The sequence below is a fragment of the Sphingobacterium multivorum genome, assembly GCF_900457465.1.
Lineage (GTDB): Bacteria > Bacteroidota > Bacteroidia > Sphingobacteriales > Sphingobacteriaceae > Sphingobacterium > Sphingobacterium multivorum.
The window spans coordinates 905717-929338 of the sequence record NZ_UAUU01000002.1 but is presented as its reverse complement, the minus strand read 5'-3'; the positions used below and the strand labels follow the sequence as shown (position 1 = coordinate 929338).

Here is a 23622-nt window from a genome sequence, read left to right as displayed (position 1 = left end):
AATATTAAATTGAGACTCGCTGTAATACCTGAGGGTATTATCCTAAAGTCTCGGATCGAAAATCTAACATCTCATATCTAAAATGAAGGTTGTAATTGCTGAAAAGCCCTCCGTGGCGCGTGATCTGGCTCGAGTGATGGGGGCGAAGGAAGTCAAAGACGGTTATATCGCCGGCAATGGCTATGCTTTTACGTATGCTTTTGGCCATTTGGTTCAACTCTGTACGCCACAGGCTTACGGATACAATTCGTGGACAATTTCAAATTTGCCGATCATTCCATCCACATTTAAGCTAGAATCGAAGAAAGTGAAGCGTGATGGCAAGCAGATGGATGATACCGGAGCAGTTAAGCAACTCAACACCATAAAATCCCTGTTGGAACAGGCCGAAGAAATCATTGTGGCTACCGATGCGGGACGGGAGGGTGAATTGATCTTTCGTAATATATACTATTTTTTAGGTTCTAAAGTGCCTTTTAAACGCCTTTGGATATCGAGCCAAACGGATAAAGCCATTAAAGAAGGTTTTGCCAATTTGAAAGCAGGTACGGAATACGATAGCCTGTACATGTCTGCCCGTTCACGTTCGGAATCGGACTGGCTAATCGGTATCAATGCGACGCAGGCCATCACCTTGGCGGCCGGGAATAAAGGATTACTTTCTTTGGGCCGCGTTCAGACGCCAACCTTGGCCATGATCTGTTCGCGCTATCTGGAAAATAAAGACTTTAAACCCCAGGCATTCTATAAAATTCAGGCCGGTTTTGAAAAAGATAATATCAGTTTTAAGGCAACCTCCAATAAGATCGATAAAAAGGATGTCGCCGAGCAAACCATTGCGCGATTGACCGTTGGTTCCAATGCCCGCGTCGCAAAGGTGGAAGCCAAAGAAACAAAAGAGCAACCGCCCTTGCTATTTGATTTGACATCGCTGCAACAGGATGCAAATAAGAAGTATGGTTATTCGGCCGATCAGACACTGAGTATTGCGCAAACACTTTACGAAAAGAAGGTCATCACTTATCCGCGTACGGGTTCCCGTTACATCGGTGAGGATGTTTTTGAAGAAATTGGCGCACTTTTTCAACATTTGTCGGATACCGCAGATGAATCCATCTCGTCGATCGCAAAAAATCTGATCGGTGCAAAATTGAACAAACGTTCTGTCGATGACAAAAAGGTAACCGATCACCACGCCCTATTGGTGACGGATGAAAAGCCGGGTCCCATGCTCAAAGAGCAACAGAATGTTTACAATATGATCGCCAAGCGCATGGTGGAAAGTTTCTCGGAAGTATGTATAAAAGATATTACCACCGTGACAATTGATGCGCAGGGGGTTGAACTTATCGCCAAAGGTACTGTAATCAAGCAATACGGCTGGCGTCTTTCCGCGGAGCAGATCGAAGCGCCCGATGAAGATAAAAACAATGACGATCAGGATAATGAAAATGCGCAGTTACCGAAGCTGTTAGCTGAGGAATTATTGCAGATTCTGACCCTCGAACTTGCCGAACGTTTTACCAAAGCAAGACCCATACATACCGAAGCCTCCTTATTGAAGGCCATGGAAACTTCGGGAAAGGAAATTGAAGACGATGAAATGCGGCAGGCTATGAAGGACTGTGGACTTGGTACACCTGCTACACGAGCCGCAACTATCGAAACACTTTTCCAGCGGGATTATATTAAGCGCGACAAGAAAAAACTGATCCCAACGGAAAAAGGACTTGCGGTATACAATCTTGTAAAAGATCGTTCCATTGCCAAGGTAACCTTGACCGGTAAATGGGAGCAGAAGCTGGAGGAAATGCGAGCCAATAAAGTGTCCTATGATGTTTTTATGAAACATATTAAGGATTATACGGCCAAAATTACAAAAGAACTGTTGACGCTGCGGATTTCTCTCGCGCAAGAGGAAGTTAAACCTCAACAAAAAGGAAAGATAAAATGTCCGAAATGTGAGCAGGGATTGATTTTGCTCTACGATAAAGTAGCCCAATGCGACCATTATGCCCGTGGATGTGATTTTAAGATCTGGCGGACATTGAATGGTATCTTTCTCGACGAAAAAGAGATGAAGAACCTGTTGGAGAAAGGAAAAACCTCCGAGTTTAAAGGGGTAAAAAATAATGAGGGTGCTATTGTCACTGCGCCGCTTGTATTTGAAAATTTTAAGGTTAACGTGGGGTAAATGGTTTACCCCACGTTAACCTTAAAATTTTATTCCCGCTGCAGAATATCCTGTAAAGCACTTGAAATCGATGGAAACCTGAACGTAAATCCACTATTCTCCAGCTTTTCAGGTAATACCCAACGGCTTTTTAAAAGCAGCTCTGTCTCCGTGCCAATAAAAGCAGCACCTATTTCCAGCAGCCATTTGGGAGATGGTAGACCAATTTTACAGTTCATTACTTGTCGAAAAGTCACCATAAAAGTTTTATTCGTAACGGGGTGGGGGGCCGCACAATTGACGACACCATCCATATCCGCATGATCTTTTAAGAACAAAATAATTTGAAAAAGATCTTCAATATGGATCCAGCTAAAATATTGCTGGCCATTTCCTTGTATGCCCCCTAGTCCAGCCCGGATAAGATTTTTAAAAGGCAGGATAACACCTCCATCCGCACCCAAAACAATCGCCATCCGAAGTGCCACCTGTCTTGTCTTTTCCAATTTGAAGTCGAAAAAAGTCTTTTCCCATAATTTGGCAACATCAACAGAAAAACCTGTTCCGATCTCCCCCGAACTTTCGGTCATCGGACGATCTTCGGCGTGCCTATAAATGGTTGCTGTACTGGAGTTGAGCCACAATTTTGGTGGATTGGTACAGCCTGCGATCAGCTCACCAAGAATCGTTGTGGTCTTTGTTCTTGAAGAAAATATTTCGGCCTTATTTTTTTCGTTATATCGACAGTTGACAGACTTTCCGGCTAGATTGATTAGCATCTCCGCATTTTCCAGTGCATCGGAAATGCCGGATCGATCGGTCCAAAGGATATTGCCCTGCCGACGGCCAATGACGATAACCTGGTAACCCAATGTTTGAAATCTCTCGGAAAGATATTGTCCAACAAAACCTGTTCCTCCAGCGATGACTATTTTACGCATGGCAAGTGTGTTTACAGTCCAGTTCATGATGCTACATCATTAATTTGATCAATTTAATTAATAAATCTCCACCGCTAGTATTGAAAATCTTGTTGGCAATAGTTTCGAGTTGATCCGTCAGATTTTGGATGTCCTTGACCGTTTTATGGAATTCCTTACCTTCTGCCGTCTGATCCTTCTCTGTATTTCGGCTGATATCCTTTAGAATATCCATAACGGGGTCAAGTTCTTTTTGCTTACGCATTACCGCAATTTTCATGGCCCATTTTAAGACTTCTTTCTCGGCAACAAAATATTCTTTTCTGTCGCCGGCAATATGCTTTTTGTAGACGATGCCATAATCGATCAATTGTCGGATACTCATATTGGCATTGCCGCGCGAGATCACCAACTTTTCCATAATCTCGTCTGTAGACATGGGATTGCTTGCCGAGAGGAGTAAGGCATGAACTTGCGCAACGGACTTGTTGATTCCCCATTCAGAACCTAATGCCCCCCAGGTGTCTATAAATTGCTGTTTTGCTTCTTGTAATTCCATCGTGCTTTTATTTTGCCAATACCTCAATTTGTTTTTATCGGACTATTGAACCGATCGGCTTTCTCGTCCTTTTTTTATGATTGCCTATATTAAAGTTATTTAAAGTTTTTGAACTTTCAAAAATTTCTGAAAATAAAATAAGTTTAAATAGACAAGTCACCATATCGTAATAAGAATTTGCTTTTCTTGCGGACTTTTCGATTTGTTTTAACTTTGCCTGCATTATGGCGGCAACTTTGTATAATCCATTCAAACAATTTCAGTTTGATTCAGATATTTGTTTTTTAACAGGAAATAAACTCCAATCGGAAGAAGAATCCATTCAGGTGTTTCCTGTATGGATGATGAAATCTTTTCAATTGGAAGATAAACCTTTTAAAATGCTGGATGAGAATCTGGTGACTTATAAATCGTTGAAGCTCCCCTGTTCCATAACTGCAGCTGAAGCGATCGAACAAATGGAACGTGTGGTAGAACAGTCGTTTGAACAAGGTTATGAAGCCGTCAAACAGTTGGATCCCTTATTATTGTTTCAATGGATGACAAAAATCATCTATGGGGTGATCTTTAATGAAATTCTTGCGGGAATTCGGCAGCAAAAAGCTTCTGGCGAAGATATGAACTTTTCTCAGGCGCTTGCACAGCGTTTTACAAATCTCCATGCGATGTTGCAGTCGCTGGTTGTACCGATGGAGTTTGAAAATACCTTCCCATTTTCATTGGTTGTTGTACCGGTTAAGAATGCACCCGATACATTTATGTATCGTGATGAAATCAATACCTTGATCTTTTCTATCCGCATGAAGGACTTTGCTGTAATCGCCTGTCTTCAAGATAATGCCACAAACAATATTTATCACGAAGATATCCTCAAGGTTATTGCGGGCAAAACATTGCATCCCATTCAGTTTGAAGAATTGTGTGCACGCTATTTTTATTCAGCCTACTTATTTAATCGTTTACCAGATTATACCTATTTAAATACCCCGCAAAAAGTCTATGTTGAACCGATGCCATTAGCAGATATGTCGATGAAACCTATCTTTGATCATTGGCAAAACAAGACCTATGGCCAAGTTTTGGAAAATTTTTGGAAACCTTGGGGTTTGACCTTGTTCGAGATTATTAAAAATCCAGAGCATCCGATTAGTTTTCTTGTTGACGAAGCAGGAGAGTTTGTTACTGATATTGCTAGGCCGCTCAATTAGTCCAAAAGAATTAAAGTAATAAATTATCTTAATAAGCGTTAAATGGTACGGTTATGGATAGGATAGGGTATGTATTTAACAGGATTCAAGACTCTTTTTTCAGTTTTACTTTTTATGGTATGGTGTACTTCCGCAAGTGCACAAGTGATTGCTAAGCGGGATATCCCTGCAGACAGTATCGCACAGCATGTTGATGATTTTCCCTATTTCAAGGGCGGGGTGGTGGCCTGGTCCAAATTTATACAAAATAATCTGGATCTGTCCGGAACAGTCCGGGCAATGGATAGTGTGGCCTATGCAAAATACGGATCTCGGCAAACGGCAATTCTGAAATTTATTGTTTGCGAGGATGGGGCGATCTGCAATATTGAAATCGAGAATCCCGATAAGATAAGCCCCGAGTTTGCAAAGGCTGTGTTGTCTGCTATGCGCCGGTCGCCACAATGGATGCCTGGTCAGGTCAAGGGAAAACCGGTTAAAACAAGATTCAGGCAACCTGTCGTTGCTGTGATCGAATAAATTGATAAGAAAAGAATAGCTTAAATTTTCACCATTTATAAGATAATATGTCATTTTGGGATAAAGTCAAAAAGATTATGAGTAGCGGAGCGGAGGAATCTTCGCCTGATAAAAAAGATACAGAAATTACTGCCGGAGGTTCTACGGTCTACCGTTATGAAGATCAATCTGATGATAAGGATCCAAAAAACTTATTTCCGGAGGTACAATGTGTTTATCTGGATGAGATTGAGGAGCATTTGACCAAATATATTGCCGAACCCGATATGGTGTTCCATGAGATAATCTCTGAGCTTGTTCATATCGATGTTCATTGGATTAAACCAAGTGCAAATTATCCATACCATATCTTGGTTACTTCGGGCATGAGTGACCTGGCTATGCATGTTCCAGATGAAGTGGAAAACAAAGAGTCTTATGAGCGCGCAGAGCTAATGGTTGTGCTGCCCGCTGATTGGAAGATCGGAGAAGAGGAATTTCAGGATGACAATAATTATTGGCCGGTCTACTTTTTGAAAAGATTAGCGCGGTTTCCACATGAGTACAAAACCTGGCTGGGCTATGGGCATACCATTCCCAATGGCATGGAAGCCGAAGATATTGCAAATACAGGTTTCGGTTGTATGTTGCTGCTTCCGCCTATGTTAAGTTTTGATGAGGAATTTTTGGAGTTAAAGACCAAAGATGGTAATCTGATCAATTTTTATGCAATGATTCCCGTGTATAAAGAAGAGATGGATTACAAACTGGAAGAGGGCACAGATGCACTCTTAGACTTGTTTGATGAATATGGAATTTCCGAGCTGGTCGATATCGACCGTCCCAATGTCTGTAAAGATAGATAGTTTATAAAAAATATGCAATGCGATGGGCTATTTTAGAGCTTTTAGCATTGCATATCTTTTTAGGAAATACTTTTTTCTATAATTGCTATCGTTTTATCGATATCCGCATAGCTCACATTGAGGTGCGGTCTAAAACGGATACTTTTCTCTCCACAGCCTAACATAATCAGTTTATTGGCGTAGGCTTTCTTGATAAATTCATTCCGTGCAGCTTCCGATTCGAAATCCACTGCAACGAATAAACCCTCACCCCGTAAATTGGACAGCTGCGGTTTTTTCGCTAGCAGTTCCTGGAGCTTATCTTGTAGATAGCGCCCTTTTTCTGCCGCATTTTGAATCAGGTTTTCTTGCTCTATGACTTCAAGAATTAATTTAAAGCGGAGCATATCCATAAAATCGCCACCAAATGTCGAATTGATACGACTGGATTCTTGAAAGACATGATGTTCCACCTGATCAAATTTTTCCTTGCTCGCCAGTATACCGCAGACTTGTGCTTTTTTGCCGAAGGCAATGATATCGGGAATGACGTTATAATGTTGGTAAGCCCACATTTTTCCCGTAATACCCAATCCCGTCTGTACCTCGTCAAAAATTAAGAGGATCTGATTTTCATCACATATTTGACGAAGCTGTACGAAAAATTCCTTTCGAAAATGGTTGTCGCCACCTTCACCCTGTATCGGTTCAATAATAATGCAGGCAATATCGTTGGGGTTAGCCGTGATCGCCTGACGTATTTCTGAGACAGCTTTTTCCTCCAAAGCAATCGTCTGGCCGATATGTTCGTTTGTTAAAGGATAGCTCAATTTAGGATTGGTAATGCGTGGCCAGTTGAACTTTGGAAAATAAAGGTATTTTCTGGGGTCTTGTGTATTCGTTAATGACAAGGTATAGCCCGATCTACCATGAAAAGCCTGTCTAAAGTGAATGACCTGGCTGGCTTCCTTTTGTATTCCCTGTGAAAAATTAAGCCTTGTCTTCCAGTCGAAGGCAGCTTTTAATGCATTTTCCACGGCGAGTGTTCCCCCCGAGATGAAAAAGGCATAGGGGAGTTCTTTCGGTATGGCTACGCGATCAAAAGTGTCGACAAAATCAGCAAACTCTTTGGGGTAAATATCTGACATGGCTGGCTTATTGACGGCCATTTTACCCAGGAAGTCACGTTGTTTGACCAAATGTGGATGATTGTAACCCACGGCCATGGAGGCAAACATACTGAACATATCGAGGTATTCATCCCCATTTTCATCCACGACATAAGAACCATGGGATTTCTCCATATCCATAACCAAAGGAAATCCATCGGCTAATATATGTTTGCTTAATCTTTCATGTACGCTGCTCATAGTTTTGTGTGTAAATGGTTTATAAATCAAATTTGATACCTTGTGCCAAGGGAAGGTCAGTTGTATAATTGATGGTATTTGTCTGGCGGCGCATATAAGCTTTCCAGGCATCTGATCCAGACTCCCGGCCTCCGCCAGTCTCCTTTTCGCCCCCAAAAGCACCTCCGATTTCGGCGCCCGATGTGCCGATATTGACGTTGGCAATACCACAATCAGAGCCAGCAGGACTGAGAAATAGCTCGGCTTCCCGTAGGTTGTTGGTCATAACGGCAGAAGACAATCCCTGGGCGACGCTGTTTTGAAGTGCTATGGCCGCACTGATATCCCCTTTGTATTTGATTAAGTAAAGAATAGGGGCAAAGGTCTCATGCTGTACGATTTCATAATGATTTTCAACTTCGGCAATGACAGGCTGCACATAACAGCCACTTTCATACCCTTTGCCTTCAAGGACCTTTCCCTTGATCAGCATTTTTCCCCCTTGTGTTTTAATTTTGTCCAGTGCGTTTAAGTATGATTTTACGGCGGCTTTGTCGATCAATGGTCCCACATGATTTTTCGTGTCCAAAGGGTCACCAATTTTTAATTGACCATAAGCTTTTGTCAGTTGTTTTTTGACGTTGTCATAAATGTCCTCATGGATAATAAGTCTTCGGGTACTTGTACAGCGTTGTCCGGCTGTACCTACGGCACCAAATACAGCACCGATAATGGTCATTTTTAAGTCGGCGTCTGGAGTAACGATGATCGCATTGTTTCCACCGAGCTCCAAAAGTGTTTTACCAAGGCGTTGTGCTACGGTAACGGCGACTTCTTTTCCCATTCGGGTAGATCCTGTTGCAGAAATCAAGGCGATGCGGTTGTCTGCCGAAAGCCACTCGCCAACTTCCCTGTCGCCCATAATGAGGTTGGATATTCCCTCGGGCAGCCCGTTGTTGTGTAAGATTTCTGCAAGTAATTTTTGGCAGGCTATGGCACATAACGGTGTTTTTTCGCTGGGTTTCCAGACGACAGTGTTGCCGCAGACCAAGGCGAGGGCGGTGTTCCATGCCCATACTGCCACTGGAAAGTTAAATGCTGTAATAATACCGACGACACCCAAAGGATGATATTGATCGTACATGCGGTGCCCAGGACGTTCCGAATGGATGGTATTACCATACAATTGACGGGATAGGCCCAAGGCGAAGTCACAGATATCGATCATCTCTTGGACTTCACCCATGCCTTCTTGGTAAGATTTTCCCATTTCATAGGAAACTAATTTTCCGAGAGTAGGTTTAAGCTCACGTAGCTTGTCTCCCAACTGGCGAACGATGTCTCCTCTTTTTGGAGCAGGCAGTAGGCGCCAGTGTAAAAATGCATCTCCGGCCTGCTTAATGACTGCTTCATAGTCTTTACGATTGCTACTTTTTATGTTTGCGATGAGTTTTCCATCGACAGGTGAAAAGGATTCGAATTCTTTACCTTCGGAAAACCATTGCTGTCCAGTTGATGATCCTAAATTCTGGGAAGATATTCCAAGTGTTTTAAGCGCTGATTTTATCATAATGGTTTATTTTATTCGTGGAATAGTTTAAATATATGAAATAAATTTTTTTTTGACAAGTTTGTTCTGAATATTGTTCAGTGAAAAATAATCGTTATCTTAGATAAGCTAATGTAGACTATATCATGATCAAACAGATTAATACCGATTATTACCAGGTGGACGATTTATTGTCCGAAGAACATAAACTGATACGGCAGTCTGTCCGTGATTTTGTGAAAACAGAGATAAAGCCTTTCATTGAAGATGCGGCGCAGGAGCACCGTGCTATTGCGGGTTTGATGCCTAAATTGGGGGCAATTGGAGCCTTGGGACCTTATATTCCTGTCGAATATGGTGGGGCAGGGTTGGATCAGATTTCCTATGGCTTAATTATGCAGGAATTGGAAGCAGGCGACTCGGCAATTCGTTCGGCAGCATCGGTGCAATCCTCTTTAGTGATGTTTCCGATTTATACCTTTGGTAGTGAGGAGCAACGTCGTAAATATTTACCGCGGTTGGCATCGGGGGAGTTGGTCGGTTCTTTTGGGCTTACTGAGCCTAATCATGGTTCTGATCCGGGTGGAATGGAAACGAAATTGACGGCAAAAGGAGCTGGTTTTTTATTAAATGGAGCAAAGATGTGGATTACAAATTCGCCTATCTGTGATATTGCCGTCGTTTGGGCGCGAGATGAGGCCGGGAAAGTACGGGGAGTTATTGTTGAGCGCGGAATGGCTGGTTTTGAAACTCCGGAGACCATGCATAAGTGGTCGTTGCGCGCTTCCAAAACAGGTGAATTGGTTTTTCATGATGTTTATATCCCTGCGGAAAATATACTTCCTGCTGTAAATTCAATGCGTGGCCCACTTTCCTGTTTGAATTCGGCCCGCTATGGAATTTCATGGGGCGTGATCGGAGCAGCAATAGACTGTTATGAAACTGCGGTTCAATATGCGTTGGAGCGACATCAGTTTGAAAAGCCAATTGCCGGTTTTCAATTGCAGCAAAAGAAGCTGGCGGAATTTCTGACAGAAATTACCAAGGCGCAGTTGCTGTCGTGGCGTTTAGGAGTACTCAAGAATGAGGGGCGTGCTACTCCTCAGCAAATCTCCATGGCAAAGCGGAACAATGTGAATATGGCGCTGCAGATAGCGCGTGAATCTAGGCAGATTCTTGGCGGAATGGGGATTGTCGGTTACTTCCCAATAATGCGACATATGATGAACCTAGAGTCTGTAGTTACCTATGAAGGGACGCATGATATTCATTTATTGATCACAGGACAAGATATTACGGGGCTGAACGCTTTTTCTTGATCTTTTTCTTCGTACGAACACGCTTTATACAGTAATAAACGATGCTATGATTTATTGAATTTTTAGTCAATAAGAGGTGGCATCGTTTGTGTATATTTTGCTGCATTAGTGTGGATTCGTGGATGCTTCTACATCATGTTAATGCCTATGTAATTTTATTACTTATATAATTTTGTTAGCGCTAATACTTATATAATTATGTGGTGTTAATCCTTATTATGTAATAAGGATTCAATAGACCTCATTTGTCCCTGTAGGTATATTCTATCGTTCTCTTTTGGTCATTCCATGTGAGCGCTATGATCAGTCGCCGTTCAAGCCGATAACAGGCTGACTTCTTCATAAGCATTGTATTTAATTCCGATGCTTGAAATCAGTACGGCAAATCAGTACCGCGAAATGGTTTTTTCCTTCTTTATAGCGTGTTTTTCCGAGTTGTTTTCGTGTTGCAGCGTCGCTGCGGAGTTTTTCGGCTGCGGTTCGGATTGGCGTTGGCCTTTTTTAGGGGCATCCAGGGGGTATGGTCGCGTTCGGAGCGTCATTTGCCCGTGTTGGCAGCGGGGTGAGTGCGGGCTTAGACTCGGACTCAACACGGACAGAACACGGTTGCAGGGCAAATCTGCCCCGAGCATGGTACGAAGCAGGTTGAGATGGGAGCCGAAGGTTCCCGCAAGCCCTGCGCAGCAGCCGGAGCCCTGTCCACGAGGCGGAACCCTAGTTTGCCCTAAATGAGCCATGCTTCCCCAATAAATAAAGAAAAGTTGAGGGCTTCTTATTCCTTAGGTTAGCTTTTGTTTATATTTAGCTTAGCAATAAGTTAGGTTTTGTTTAGCTCTAACCTATACTATACCTAAACAAAACCTAACTAAAACCTAAACTAAACCTAAGTAAACAGATAAGAAAGTACGGTATCCGTCCGTCCCCTGTTATATCCTGCTTTGCGGTTTCTTTCCGCTGCGATCTTTCTGGCCTTATCAATATCCGTCCGTCCATCGGCTGCGCCAGTGTACACCATCTTCAATTGGGCATTGAGCCAAGAGGGCTACCAAAGTGTTTCCTGAGTTTAGGCGGAAACAGATCGAACAATACAATGTCCATCCCTCTTTCCCTGTAAAGCCCGCACCAAAGTCCGGTTCCCAGTCCCATTCCGCTGCGGAATCAACCATCCCAGCCCTGCGATCACCTGTTTTACAAAAAGAATCTCGCACCGTTACAGGCAGTTAAGGGGAAAATGAAATAAATAAGAACAAAAGGCTTGGAAGTTTGTTTGTAAACTCCCTATCTTTGCACCACTCCGCAAGGGAGGGACGGTTACTTCGCAGGAAGAAACCATGAAAAAAAAGAAGGGTTTAACGAGAGTTGAGCGCGGAAATCGGAAAAAGAGAAAAGAAAAAAAACTTCAGAAAGTTTTTGGAAGTTCAAAAAAGATTTCTACCTTTGCAGTCCCAACGGAAACGAAGGGAAAAACAAAACGATAAAGAGGGGCGCAATGCCTATCGGAATATAGCGGATACGGAAGTTGAAGCGACAAAGTTCTTTAAGAAAACACAATCATGTAAGCGTGACGAGTAGACAGACGAAAGTCGAAAGTCATGAACAAATTCAAGTAATTGTTCAATTCGATCCAAGATCAGAGATATAAAAAAAGAATTCTGATTATTATAAATAGTTGGAATCAAAAACTTCATTTTACAATGGAGAGTTTGATCCTGGCTCAGGATGAACGCTAGCGGCAGGCCTAATACATGCAAGTCGGACGGGATCCATCGGAGAGCTTGCTCGAAGATGGTGAGAGTGGCGCACGGGTGCGTAACGCGTGAGCAACCTACCTCTATCAGGGGGATAGCCTCTCGAAAGAGAGATTAACACCGCATAACATCAACAGTTCGCATGTTCGGTTGATTAAATATTTATAGGATAGAGATGGGCTCGCGTGACATTAGCTAGTTGGTAGGGTAACGGCCTACCAAGGCGACGATGTCTAGGGGCTCTGAGAGGAGAATCCCCCACACTGGTACTGAGACACGGACCAGACTCCTACGGGAGGCAGCAGTAAGGAATATTGGTCAATGGGCGGAAGCCTGAACCAGCCATGCCGCGTGCAGGACGACTGCCCTATGGGTTGTAAACTGCTTTTGTCCAGGAATAAACCTAAATACGTGTATTTAGCTGAATGTACTGGAAGAATAAGGATCGGCTAACTCCGTGCCAGCAGCCGCGGTAATACGGAGGATCCGAGCGTTATCCGGATTTATTGGGTTTAAAGGGTGCGTAGGCGGCCTATTAAGTCAGGGGTGAAATACGGTGGCTCAACCATCGCAGTGCCTTTGATACTGATGGGCTTGAATCCATTTGAAGTGGGCGGAATAAGACAAGTAGCGGTGAAATGCATAGATATGTCTTAGAACTCCGATTGCGAAGGCAGCTCACTAAGCTGGTATTGACGCTGATGCACGAAAGCGTGGGGATCGAACAGGATTAGATACCCTGGTAGTCCACGCCCTAAACGATGATAACTCGATGTTGGCGATAGACAGCCAGCGTCCCAGCGAAAGCGTTAAGTTATCCACCTGGGGAGTACGCCCGCAAGGGTGAAACTCAAAGGAATTGACGGGGGCCCGCACAAGCGGAGGAGCATGTGGTTTAATTCGATGATACGCGAGGAACCTTACCCGGGCTTGAAAGTTAGTGAAGAGTGCAGAGACGCACTCGTCCTTCGGGACACGAAACTAGGTGCTGCATGGCTGTCGTCAGCTCGTGCCGTGAGGTGTTGGGTTAAGTCCCGCAACGAGCGCAACCCCTATGTTTAGTTGCCAGCATGTCATGGTGGGGACTCTAAACAGACTGCCTGTGCAAACAGCGAGGAAGGTGGGGACGACGTCAAGTCATCATGGCCCTTACGTCCGGGGCTACACACGTGCTACAATGGATGGTACAGCGGGCAGCTACATAGCAATATGATGCTAATCTCTAAAAGCCATTCACAGTTCGGATTGGGGTCTGCAACTCGACCCCATGAAGTTGGATTCGCTAGTAATCGCGTATCAGCAATGACGCGGTGAATACGTTCCCGGGCCTTGTACACACCGCCCGTCAAGCCATGAAAGTTGGGGGTACCTAAAGCATGTTACCGCAAGGAGCGTGTTAGGGTAAAACCGATAATTGGGGCTAAGTCGTAACAAGGTAGCCGTACCGGAAGGTGCGGCTGGAATACCTCCTTTCTAGAGTATCGAAGATCGGTGCTCGTCACGTTACATATGATTGCAAAAGAAGAAAAACATCAGAAGAAAGTGCCCGCCCCGAAAGGAGCAGGACCGAGAGAGATAGATGAACAGGAAATAGCTAGTCCCGTAGCTCAGTTGGTTAGAGCACTACACTGATAATGTAGGGGTCAGCAGTTCAAATCTGCTCGGGACTACGAAAAGTTAAGGGGAATTAGCTCAGCTGGCTAGAGCACCTGCCTTGCACGCAGGGGGTCAACGGTTCGAATCCGTTATTCTCCACATCTCCGGGAGGAACATCGACAGATGCTCCGAAGAAACAAACCGGAAAAAGAGTTCTTTGACATATTGAAAGAGAAAAAAAATTACAAGAGAAGACAACAGTATAGAGACAATACGTGTATGTGTTTGATGTAGAGAGGAGACCCTCGGTGAATGCCGAACGAATCTCTGCGTAGCATATGGGTATATATATCAAAAGCAGCCGCATAGTAGCAAAAGGCTATGCCGGTGAAGAAAGTAAATAAGGGCACACGGGGGATGCCTAGGCTCTCAGAGGCGAAGAAGGACGTGATAAGCTGCGATAAGCTACGGGGATTGGCAAATGCGAACCGATCCGTAGATTTCCGAATGGGGCAACCTGACTATTTGAAGAATAGTCGTATAAAACGCGAACGCGCTGAACTGAAACATCTAAGTAGGCGTAGGAGAAGAAAATAACAATGATTTCCCAAGTAGTGGCGAGCGAACGGGAAAGAGCCCAAACCGTTTATGTTACGGCATAGACGGGGTTGTAGGACCACGACATTGTACAGCGCTATGAACTGGAAGCAGGTGGGAAACTGCGCGACAAGGGTGAGAGCCCCGTACAGGTAAAGAATGTTGACATAGTGGTATCCTGAGTACCGCGGGACCGGAGAAATCCTGTGGGAATCCACCAGCACCATCTGGTAAGGCTAAATACTCCTGAGAGACCGATAGTGAACCAGTACCGTGAGGGAAAGGTGAAAAGAACCCCGAACAGGGGAGTGAAAAGAACCTGAAACCGTGTGCTTACAAGCGGTTGGAGCAGGCAGGTCCTGTGACAGCGTGCCTTTTGCATAATGAGCCTACGAGTTACTCTTGTCTGGCAAGGTTAAGTCCTTCAGGGACGCAGCCGAAGCGAAAGCGAGTCTTAATAGGGCGCATAGTCAGATGAGGTAGACGCGAAACCTTGTGATCTACCCTTGGGCAGGTTGAAGTTGCAGTAACATGTAATGGAGGACCGAACCGATAAACGTTGAAAAGTTTCCGGATGACCTGAGGGTAGGGGTGAAAGGCCAATCAAACTGGGAAATAGCTCGTACTCCCCGAAATGTTTTTAGGAACAGCGTCGGCGTAGAGTTTGATAGAGGTAGAGCTACCGATTGGGTGCGGGGGAGTCAAATCCTACCAAATCCAGACGAACTCCGAATGCTATCAAATATAGCCGGCAGTGAGGCTTTGGGTGCTAAGGTCCAAGGCCGAGAGGGAAAGAACCCAGACCATCAGCTAAGGTCCCCAAATTCGTTCTAAGTTGAACTAACGAGGTCCGGTTGCCCAGACAGCTAGGATGTTGGCTTGGAAGCAGCCATTCATTTAAAGAGTGCGTAACAGCTCACTAGTCGAGCGGCCGGGCGTGGATAATAAACGGGCATCAAGAACGGTACCGAAGCTATGGATTTGCATTGAAAGATATGCATCTGGTAGGGGAGCATTCCATCGCCGGGGAAGCACAGTGGTAATGCTGTGTGGAGGTTATGGAAAAGCAAATGTAGGCATAAGTAACGATAAGGCGGGTGAGAAACCCGCCCACCGAAAGACCAAGGTTTCCTGATCAACGTTAATCGGATCAGGGTCAGTCGGGACCTAAGGCGCACCCGAAGGGGGCAAGCCGATGGACAACTGGTTAATATTCCAGTACTCTTCATAACTGCGATGTGGTGACGGAGTAGTGACACTGCCGCGAACTGACGGAATAGTTCGTTGAAAGGCGTAGGTATAGGGACGGTAGGCAAATCCGCCGACCCTGCTGAAACCCAATAGTACAGCAAAGCTCCGGTGGCGCTGATAGAGCAGGTAAACAGACTTCCAAGAAAACCCGCTAAGCTTCAGGTTATGAAGACCCGTACCGCAAACCGACACAGGTGGTCGAGGAGAGAATCCTAAGGTGCTCGAGTGAGTCATGGCTAAGGAACTCGGCAAAATGGCCCTGTAACTTCGGGAGAAGGGGCGCTGTCTCGAAAGAGCAGCCGCAGTGAAAAGGCCCAGGCGACTGTTTAACAAAAACATATGGCTTTGCAAAATCGCAAGATGAAGTATAAGGCCTGACACCTGCCCGGTGCTGGAAGGTTAAGAGGGGATGTCATCGCAAGAGAAGCATTGAATCGAAGCCCCAGTAAACGGCGGCCGTAACTATAACGGTCCTAAGGTAGCGAAATTCCTTGTCGGGTAAGTTCCGACCTGCACGAATGGTGTAACGATCTGGGCGCTGTCTCAGCCATGAGCTCGGTGAAATTGTGGTATCGGTGAAGACGCCGATTACCCGCAACGGGACGGAAAGACCCCATGCACCTTCACTATAGCTTAACATTGAGATTGGGTACAGGATGTGTAGGATAGGCGGGAGATGTTGAAGTGGCTTCGCCAGGAGTCATGGAATCAACCTTGAAATACCGCCCTTTCTGTATTCGGTTTCTAACTCGGCGATGTCGAGGACATTGTTTGGTGGGTAGTTTGACTGGGGTGGTCGCCTCCAAAAAGGTAACGGAGGCTTTCAAAGGTAAGCTCAGTACGCTTGGTAACCGTACGTGGAGTGCAATGGCATAAGCTTGCTTGACTGTGAGACCGACAAGTCGAACAGGGTCGAAAGACGGACATAGTGATCCGGTGGTTCTGTATGGAAGGGCCATCGCTCAAAGGATAAAAGGTACGCTGGGGATAACAGGCTGATCTCCCCCAAGAGCTCATATCGACGGGGAGGTTTGGCACCTCGATGTCGGCTCGTCACATCCTGGGGCTGGAGAAGGTCCCAAGGGTTGGGCTGTTCGCCCATTAAAGTGGCACGCGAGCTGGGTTCAGAACGTCGCGAGACAGTTCGGTCCCTATCTGTTGTGGGCGTTGGAAGTTTGAGTGGATCTGACCTTAGTACGAGAGGACCGGGTTGGACAGACCTCTGGTGAACCTGTTATGCCGCCAGGTGTACGGCAGGGTAGCTACGTCTGGAATAGATAAGCGCTGAAAGCATCTAAGTGCGAAACTAGCCACGAGATGAGACTTCCTTATAGGGTCGTAGAAGATGACTACGTTGATAGGCCATAGGTGTAAAGGTTGAGAGACCAAAGCCAAGTGGTACTAATAGCCCGAAGCTTTCTCAAGCAGATAACACTGTTGTCTTCCTCTTTAATTTTTAGAAACGAAACAGAAACAAAACAGAAACAAAACTCTTTCAATATATATGTCAGTTGGCCTGATGCTCCTAAAAGGAACCAGACCAATAAAGATTTTTAGGTGCCTATATCGGCGGTGTCTACCTCTTCCCATTCCGAACAGAGCAGTCAAGCCCGCCAGAGCCGATGGTATTGCCGTAACAGGTGGGAGAGTAGGTCGGTGCCTTTTTTTACACGGAAGCCCTTGCTGGAAACAGTCAAGGGCTTCTTTCGTTTAGCTACCTGCCTGTACTTCCCCGTACAATGCTATTGCATATCCTCCGCCTATTGGTTATCGCAGTACGTTGCTTGAGTTTACTTTCCTTATAGGCTATCCAACTGTTGCGAATTATACAGTGAGTGGCTATAGTTCTTGCTATAAAATTCATATGTTATACGGTCATTCTACACTATTATTAAGCTTAATAAGGCAGATATCATTGTATCCACATACTATTTCTCATCTACATATCCCGATCAGGAACCCGATAACATTATACTTCTAGCTAGGCCTCTGTGAAGTTACAATTGCTTAACGATAACAAATGCAGCTCGGCATTCATTAGTAATCATTGCTGGATTATATTGTAGCAATGCCATTATTCTACTCGGAATTTCATTATTAAAAACTCTGTGGCTGCAGAATATCGATTGAAAAACAACGAAGATAAAAATTTAAGCAATCGTTTGTGTAGATTAAGCAAACGATTGCTTTCAAGTTTCATTTTTTATTTAGAAAAAAGTGTTATATTATTGTTATAGAGATTAAGTTCTTTAAATAGAACCAACTATAAAATCCGATCCAAAAGGATTTTTTCTATTGACTGTTTAGTTTGTTTTAAAATAGGTGATTTTTTAGAGGGACCAATTGGTCCCTTTAAATTTATATGAACTTTAAATTATGGATTCTAGAAGAGATTTTCTTAAAAAAGCCGGAATATTGTCATCGCTGGCTGTTTCACTCCCTACTCTGGTCAATGCCAATACGGCAGCCGCGTCGTTTAATATGTCTGGATATGCAGCTCCAAAAATCGATAAAGTCAGAGTAGCGGTGATAGGATTGGGTATGCGCGGTCCTGGTGCTGTTGAACGCTTGTCCTTTATTGAGGGATGCGAAATTGTCGCACTTTGTGACAAGCATCCAGACCGGGTGGAGCGCGCAACAAAAATTGTTACATCGAAAGGTCTAGCAGCTCCTAAAGCGTATTCAGGTGAAGATGGCTGGAAATCCTTGTTGAAAGAAGAGAAGCTTGATCTGGTCTATATTTGTACGCCTTGGGATTATCATACTCCGATGAGTATTGCGGCGATGAAAGCGGGTAATCACGTGGCTTGTGAAGTCCCGATCGCTTTGACAATCAAGGATTGTTGGGAGGTGGTAAAAACATCCGAGGCAACTAAAAAGCATTGTATGATGCTGGAGAACTGCTGTTATGATTTCTTCGAAATGCTGACATTGAATATGGTGCGCCAAGGATTGTTTGGCGAGCTCGTTCACGCTGAAGGTGCTTATATTCACGATTTGCTTGATCTTAACTTTGCAAAAAATGGCTATGATAACATGTGGCGCCTAAGAGAAAATATAAAACTAAATGGAAATCTGTACCCTACACATGGACTGGACCTGTGGCACAAATGCTTAAATATCAATAGAGGGGATAAAATGGATCATCTTGTGGCGGTGTCTTCCAGTGATTTTATGATGGGAGAAAAAGCGAAAGAGTTAGCCGCTAAGGATTCTTTTTTTCAGGAATTTGTAGGAAAGAAATACCGTGGTAATATGAATACAACGCTTATCCGTACGGCCAAAGGGAAAACGATTATGTTGCAGCATGATGTTACTTCTCCTAGACCTTATTCTAGGCTACATACACTGAGTGGTACCAAAGGGTTTGCACAAAAGTACCCTACGGAGAATATTGCTTTTGGTCATGAATTCATTACAGAACAGAAATTGAAGGAACTGTATGATAAATACACCCCAGAATTGGTAAAATATATTGGTGAGCAGGCAAAGCAGGTCGGTGGACACGGTGGGATGGATTTTATGATGGACTGGCGTCTAATTGATTGTTTGCGCAATGGATTACCTTTGGATCAGGATGTCTATGACGCTGCTTCATGGAGCTGTATCGTACCGTTGAGTTTCGAATCTGTCGAAAAGAACTGTAAAACAGTTGATGTACCGGATTTCACAAAAGGTGCATGGAAAAATAATACGCCGGTAGAAATCACGTTAAAAGGTGGCGGAAATACGCCTATCCGTTCGAGATCAGCGAAAAAAGAAAATATACAATTGGGCGTATAGCCCTCCTATATAAAATGACTTATTGAAGGGGAACTTTTTATTGTTCCCCTTTTATGTTTATCTTTAATTATGTTATTCAATCTGACTCTAATTACCTGTTTATCGTTATTTTCCACCAAGGATACACTTTCCTGTTGTGTTGGGGAAAATATACCTACTCGCGCTGGTATGATAAAATCCCAAATTGCCCAGCTAAAAAGCAAGAATGCGGACAAAATGATATTGGTCGAAGGGGGCAAATTTCTAATGGGAAGTTCAAATTTTGAAGATAGTAAGCCCCTACATCAGGTTGAACTAAATTCATTTTATATGGATGAACATGAGGTCACAAATGCACAGTTTGCGCAGTTTGTAAAGGAGACGGGTTATGTAACTGTTGCTGAGCGAGAGCTTGATCCGAAAGATTTTCCGGGAGTGGATCCCAAGATGTTAGTCCGGGATCGGCTGTGTTCTCTAAGCCCAAAGAACTTAATTCATTAAATAATTACCTGATGTGGTGGGAGTATGTCCCTGGTGCAAACTGGCAACATCCCGAGGGGCCGAATAGCTCGATAAAGGACAAAATGAATTATCCTGTTGTTCAGGTTACCTATGAAGATGCTGCAGCTTATGCGGAATGGGCAGGCAAGCGATTACCTACAGAAGCGGAATGGGAATATGCGGCTAGAGGACGTAAAGATGCAAACGACGATTTGTATTATTGGGGCCAAGACTTGAAGCCTAATGGTAAATGGACCGCAAATATTTACCAGGGAAAGTTTCCGGTACAAGATTCAAAAGAAGATGGATTTGAGGGGACAGCACCTGTAAAATCATTTCAGGCAAATGCGTTGGGACTGTATGATATGGAAGGGAATGTGTGGGAATGGTGTGCTGATTTTTATAGACCTGACTATTATCAGCATAGTACAGCTGCTAATCCCAAAGGACCACAAGATTCTTATGATCCACAGGAACCAAATCTTGAAAAACGCGTTCACGGGGAGGTCATTTCTTTGCAATGATCAATATTGCGAAAGGTATAAAGCCGGAAGCAGAGGAAAAGGAGAGGTCAACAGTCCTACAAATAATGTTGGATTTCGCTGTGTAAAAGATATAAAATAGAAAAGGCTTGCATGTGCAAGCCTTTTCTATTTTATTGATATGCCTTATTGTGCATTCAAAAACATTGATTTTTGATTGTACAATTCTCTGAAATAAGGATTTGTAGATCTTTGATAAAGCGAATTGCTTCACCAGTTGATTTCATCTCAGGGCCTAATTGCTTGTCTACTTCAGGGAATTTATTGAAAGAGAATACAGGTTCTTTAATCGCGTATCCTTTCAGTTTACGTTCGATTGTAAAGTCTTTCAATTTATTGACGCCCAACATGACTTTAGTTGCAATATTGATGTAAGGAACATCATAAGCTTTAGCGATGAAAGGAACTGTACGTGATGCACGTGGATTAGCCTCGATTACATATACATTTTCACCTTTGACAGCAAACTGGATGTTTAATAGACCTCTTACGTTCAACGCTTTTGCCAATTTAATAGAGTATTCTTCCATTTTGTCCTGAACAGCTTGTGATAGACCAAATGGAGGCAATACCGCCGATGAGTCACCCGAGTGGATACCTGCAGGCTCGATGTGTTCCATCATACCAATGATGTGTACATCTTCACCATCACAGATTGAATCTGATTCAGCTTCTTCTGCACGATCCAGGAAGTGGTCAATCAGAATATGATTTCCAGGAAGATTCTTCAACAAGTTAACGACAGCTTTTTCTAAATCTTCGTCATTGATGACAATACTCATTCCTTGTCCGCCCAATACGTAAGAAGGACGCACCAATACTGGATAGCCAACTTCGTTTGCAACTTGTAATGCTTCTTCTGCTGAAGTTGCTACACCGTATCTTGGATATGGAATTTCCAGTTCTTTCAATAGATCGGAGAAACGGCCACGGTCTTCTGCCAAGTCCATATTCTCAAATGAAGTACCGATAATTTTTACGCCAAGTTGCTCTAGACGCTCAGCCATTTTAAGAGCCGTTTGTCCACCCAACTGAACGATAACACCTTCGGGTTTTTCTAATTCGATGATCTCACGTACGTGCTCCCAGAATACGGGCTCGAAGTATAATTTGTCAGCCATATTGAAGTCTGTCGATACAGTCTCCGGGTTACAGTTAACCATAATCGCTTCGTAACCACATTCTTTAGCGGCTAATAAACCATGTACACAAGAGTAGTCGAACTCGATACCTTGACCGATACGGTTTGGACCAGAACCTAAAACGATGATTTTCTTTCTATCTGAAGAGATGGATTCGTTCTCTTCTTCGAATGTCGAATAGTAATAAGGTGTTTGTGCCGGGAATTCTGCAGCACAAGTATCGACCATTTTGTAAACACGGTTGATGCCTAACTCCTTACGACGATCGTACACTTGATCCTCGGTTACATTTCCTAATAACCATGCGATTTGTACATCTGAATAACCTTTTTGTTTTAAGGTCATGAAGAAGTCGCGTGGAATATTATTCAATTGATAACGACGTAATTCTTGCTCAAGGTGTACCAACTCTTGGATCTGTACCAAGAACCATTTGTCGATACGTGTTGCCTTACGGATCGATTCCAAAGGAACGCCTAATTCGAAAGCATCTTTGATATGGAATAAGCGGTCACCACTTGGATGTTCGAGACTATCCATGATTTCGTCAAGGTTTCTCCATTGACGACCATCAGCACCTAAACCAGCGCGGCCAGTCTCCAAGGATTGACATGCTTTCTGTAAAGCTTCGATAAATGTACGGCCGATTGCCATAACTTCACCTACCGCTTTCATTTGTAGACCTAATTCTTTGTTTGCTCCTTTGAATTTATCGAAGTTGAAACGAGGAATCTTAACAATCACATAATCCAATGTTGGTTCAAAATATGCGGATGTTGTCTTGGTGATCTGATTTTGTAATTCATCTAAGTTGTAACCGATCGCCAGTTTAGCTGCAATCTTCGCAATTGGATAACCCGTTGCTTTCGATGCTAAAGCGGAAGAGCGTGATACACGTGGATTGATTTCGATGGCGATGATCTCTTCGTTTTCTGGGTTTACAGAGAACTGAACGTTACAACCACCCGCAAATGTACCAATTGAACGCATCATTAGGATAGCCTGATTACGCATATCTTGATAACATTTGTCTGATAATGTCATGCCTGGTGCAACGGTGATCGAGTCTCCAGTGTGGATACCCATTGGATCAAAGTTTTCAATAGTACAGATGATGATAACATTGTCATTGGTATCGCGAAGTAATTCCAACTCAAATTCTTTCCAGCCCAATACAGCTTGTTCAACCAAAACTTCATGTGTTGGTGATGCATGTAAACCTCTATTTAAGGCTGCGTCAAAATCTTCTTTTCTGTGAACAAACCCACCTCCTGTACCTGCAAGGGTATAAGATGGACGTATAACAAGCGGATAGCCAATCTCTTGTGCCGCTTCTTTACCTTCAAGGAATGAGTTTGCAATTTTGGATGTTGCAACGCCCACACCGATATCAACCATTAATTGACGGAATTCTTCGCGGTTTTCAGTTTTTTCAATGGCAGCAACATCAACACCGATAACTTTTACATTGTATTTTTCCCAAAGGCCTAGGTTGGAAGCTTCGATACATAAGTTCAAAGCCGTTTGACCACCCATGGTAGGAAGTACAGCGTCAATGTTGTGTTTTTGCAAAATCTCTTCAATACTTTCGCAAGTTAATGGAAGTAAGTAGACATTGTCCGCAACAACTTTGTCCGTCATGATTGTTGCAGGGTTTGAGTTGATGATGGATACTTCAATACCTTCTTCTTTCAATGAAAGGGATGCTTGAGATCCAGAATAATCAAATTCACAAGCTTGACCGATAACGATGGGACCTGATCCGATGATTAAAACCGACTTAATGGAAGTGTTTCTTGGCATTATATCTAGTTCAAAAAATTAAATTTCCTATTGTAAATCTGAGCAAAGACAATCAAAAATAGCTCATGGGGAAGGGTCATTCCGACTGCTTTGTCGGAGTGCAAAGTTACATTTTAAATTTTGAAAATTAAGTATTTATTTTAATAATATTTCAAAATTAAATGCCGTTTGTTGGAAAAGTAGTCCTGAAAAACAAAAACGAGTATAGAACCTTCATGATTTTAGAGCTATTGGTGCTGTGAAATCATGAAGGTTGTTGT

At 43.6% G+C, this 23622-nt stretch carries 14 protein-coding genes, 2 tRNA genes, 3 rRNA genes and 1 pseudogene; 14 read left to right on the top strand and 6 right to left on the bottom strand.

Annotated elements, in window-relative coordinates:
* The first annotated feature begins 82 nt into the window (after positions 1–82).
* Positions 83–2194 (top strand): type IA DNA topoisomerase, encoded by a 2112-nt coding sequence (locus DTA23_RS04085; RefSeq protein WP_112373886.1) that lies wholly within the window; start codon positions 83–85, stop codon positions 2192–2194.
* A 29-nt stretch (positions 2195–2223) separates the two neighbouring features.
* On the opposite strand, the gene DTA23_RS04080 is transcribed toward DTA23_RS04085, so the two are convergent.
* Both DTA23_RS04080 and DTA23_RS04075 read right to left on the bottom strand, forming a co-directional pair.
* The gene (locus tag DTA23_RS04080) at positions 2224–3141 is read right to left on the bottom strand and encodes a TIGR01777 family oxidoreductase (RefSeq protein ID WP_239468793.1); all 918 of its coding nucleotides are present in this window, start codon (positions 3139–3141) and stop codon (positions 2224–2226) included.
* Positions 3142–3145: 4 nt separating this feature from the next.
* Positions 3146–3652: a GbsR/MarR family transcriptional regulator gene (locus tag DTA23_RS04075; RefSeq protein WP_112373885.1), complete on the bottom strand. Its 507-nt coding sequence runs from the start codon at positions 3650–3652 to the stop codon at positions 3146–3148.
* 224 nt (positions 3653–3876) lie between these two features.
* Here DTA23_RS04075 and DTA23_RS04065 point away from each other — a divergent pair, with 224 nt between their 5' ends.
* From DTA23_RS04065 to DTA23_RS04055, 3 genes are all read left to right on the top strand, one after another.
* Positions 3877–4860, top strand: a complete 984-nt coding sequence (locus tag DTA23_RS04065; RefSeq protein ID WP_112373884.1) for a hypothetical protein — start codon at positions 3877–3879, stop codon at positions 4858–4860.
* A gap of 69 nt (positions 4861–4929) precedes the next feature.
* Positions 4930–5379 carry an energy transducer TonB gene (locus DTA23_RS04060; RefSeq protein ID WP_083295803.1) on the top strand — a complete coding sequence of 150 codons (450 nt, stop codon included), beginning with the start codon at positions 4930–4932 and terminating at the stop codon, positions 5377–5379.
* Positions 5380–5456: 77 nt separating this feature from the next.
* A complete protein-coding gene (locus DTA23_RS04055; RefSeq protein WP_070562050.1) occupies positions 5457–6224 on the top strand; it encodes a suppressor of fused domain protein in 768 nt (255 codons plus the stop codon).
* 59 nt (positions 6225–6283) lie between these two features.
* On the opposite strand, the gene lat is transcribed toward DTA23_RS04055, so the two are convergent.
* Together lat and amaB are read right to left on the bottom strand one after the other, a co-directional pair.
* Entirely contained in the window at positions 6284–7573 is a 1290-nt protein-coding gene (gene lat / locus DTA23_RS04050) for an L-lysine 6-transaminase (RefSeq protein ID WP_070562033.1), read from the bottom strand.
* Between the two features lie 19 nt (positions 7574–7592).
* The gene (amaB, locus tag DTA23_RS04045; protein WP_070562035.1) at positions 7593–9122 is read right to left on the bottom strand and encodes an L-piperidine-6-carboxylate dehydrogenase; all 1530 of its coding nucleotides are present in this window, start codon (positions 9120–9122) and stop codon (positions 7593–7595) included.
* Between the two features lie 125 nt (positions 9123–9247).
* On the opposite strand from amaB, the gene DTA23_RS04040 reads away from it, so the two are divergent.
* Positions 9248–10420 (top strand): acyl-CoA dehydrogenase family protein, encoded by a 1173-nt coding sequence (locus DTA23_RS04040; RefSeq protein ID WP_112373883.1) that lies wholly within the window; start codon positions 9248–9250, stop codon positions 10418–10420.
* A gap of 974 nt (positions 10421–11394) precedes the next feature.
* On the opposite strand, the gene DTA23_RS04035 is transcribed toward DTA23_RS04040, so the two are convergent.
* On the bottom strand, positions 11395–11628 hold the full coding sequence (locus DTA23_RS04035) for a hypothetical protein (protein WP_146753004.1): 234 nt from the start codon (positions 11626–11628) through the stop codon (positions 11395–11397).
* A 151-nt stretch (positions 11629–11779) separates the two neighbouring features.
* Between DTA23_RS04035 and DTA23_RS27030 the strand changes: the two genes are divergently transcribed.
* From DTA23_RS27030 to DTA23_RS28455, 9 genes are all read left to right on the top strand, one after another.
* Positions 11780–11992 (top strand): hypothetical protein, encoded by a 213-nt coding sequence (locus DTA23_RS27030; RefSeq protein WP_112373881.1) that lies wholly within the window; start codon positions 11780–11782, stop codon positions 11990–11992.
* Positions 11993–12111: 119 nt separating this feature from the next.
* Positions 12112–13641 (top strand): 16S ribosomal RNA (locus DTA23_RS04025).
* Between the two features lie 123 nt (positions 13642–13764).
* Positions 13765–13838 (top strand) — tRNA-Ile (locus DTA23_RS04020).
* Between the two features lie 11 nt (positions 13839–13849).
* A tRNA-Ala gene (locus DTA23_RS04015) sits at positions 13850–13923 on the top strand.
* 231 nt (positions 13924–14154) lie between these two features.
* A 23S ribosomal RNA gene (locus tag DTA23_RS04010) occupies positions 14155–17036 on the top strand.
* Positions 17037–17165: 129 nt separating this feature from the next.
* Positions 17166–17277 (top strand): 5S ribosomal RNA (rrf, locus tag DTA23_RS04005).
* The 16S, 23S and 5S rRNA genes sit together here with 2 tRNA genes alongside, the layout of an rRNA operon.
* 711 nt (positions 17278–17988) lie before the next feature.
* Positions 17989–19395, top strand: coding sequence for a Gfo/Idh/MocA family protein (locus DTA23_RS04000; protein WP_256602759.1), 1407 nt, complete (start codon positions 17989–17991; stop codon positions 19393–19395).
* A gap of 168 nt (positions 19396–19563) precedes the next feature.
* Positions 19564–19875 (top strand): formylglycine-generating enzyme family protein, encoded by a 312-nt coding sequence (locus DTA23_RS28460; RefSeq protein WP_256602758.1) that lies wholly within the window; start codon positions 19564–19566, stop codon positions 19873–19875.
* 11 nt (positions 19876–19886) lie between these two features.
* Positions 19887–20399 carry a formylglycine-generating enzyme family protein gene (locus tag DTA23_RS28455; RefSeq protein WP_256602756.1) on the top strand — a complete coding sequence of 171 codons (513 nt, stop codon included), beginning with the start codon at positions 19887–19889 and terminating at the stop codon, positions 20397–20399.
* Positions 20400–20543: 144 nt separating this feature from the next.
* Here DTA23_RS28455 and carB read toward each other — a convergent pair.
* Positions 20544–23362 (bottom strand): annotated as a pseudogene (carB, locus tag DTA23_RS03990) (carbamoyl-phosphate synthase large subunit).
* Positions 23363–23622 lie beyond the last annotated feature (260 nt).

Excerpts from the sequence above, each read along its gene's own strand:
- DTA23_RS04065 (WP_112373884.1), top strand. The coding sequence starts at position 3,877 with ATGGCGGCAACTTTGTATAATCCATTCAAACAATTTCAGTTTGATTCA.
- DTA23_RS04000 (WP_256602759.1), top strand. The coding sequence starts at position 17,989 with ATGGATTCTAGAAGAGATTTTCTTAAAAAAGCCGGAATATTGTCATCG.
- DTA23_RS04075 (WP_112373885.1), bottom strand. The coding sequence starts at position 3,652 with ATGGAATTACAAGAAGCAAAACAGCAATTTATAGACACCTGGGGGGCA.
- DTA23_RS04055 (WP_070562050.1), top strand. The coding sequence starts at position 5,457 with ATGAGTAGCGGAGCGGAGGAATCTTCGCCTGATAAAAAAGATACAGAA.
- DTA23_RS04060 (WP_083295803.1), top strand. The coding sequence starts at position 4,930 with ATGTATTTAACAGGATTCAAGACTCTTTTTTCAGTTTTACTTTTTATG.
- DTA23_RS04085 (WP_112373886.1), top strand. The coding sequence starts at position 83 with ATGAAGGTTGTAATTGCTGAAAAGCCCTCCGTGGCGCGTGATCTGGCT.
- DTA23_RS04080 (WP_239468793.1), bottom strand. The coding sequence starts at position 3,141 with ATGAACTGGACTGTAAACACACTTGCCATGCGTAAAATAGTCATCGCT.
- DTA23_RS28460 (WP_256602758.1), top strand. The coding sequence starts at position 19,564 with ATGATAAAATCCCAAATTGCCCAGCTAAAAAGCAAGAATGCGGACAAA.
- amaB (WP_070562035.1), bottom strand. The coding sequence starts at position 9,122 with ATGATAAAATCAGCGCTTAAAACACTTGGAATATCTTCCCAGAATTTA.
- DTA23_RS28455 (WP_256602756.1), top strand. The coding sequence starts at position 19,887 with ATGTGGTGGGAGTATGTCCCTGGTGCAAACTGGCAACATCCCGAGGGG.
- lat (WP_070562033.1), bottom strand. The coding sequence starts at position 7,573 with ATGAGCAGCGTACATGAAAGATTAAGCAAACATATATTAGCCGATGGA.
- DTA23_RS04040 (WP_112373883.1), top strand. The coding sequence starts at position 9,248 with ATGATCAAACAGATTAATACCGATTATTACCAGGTGGACGATTTATTG.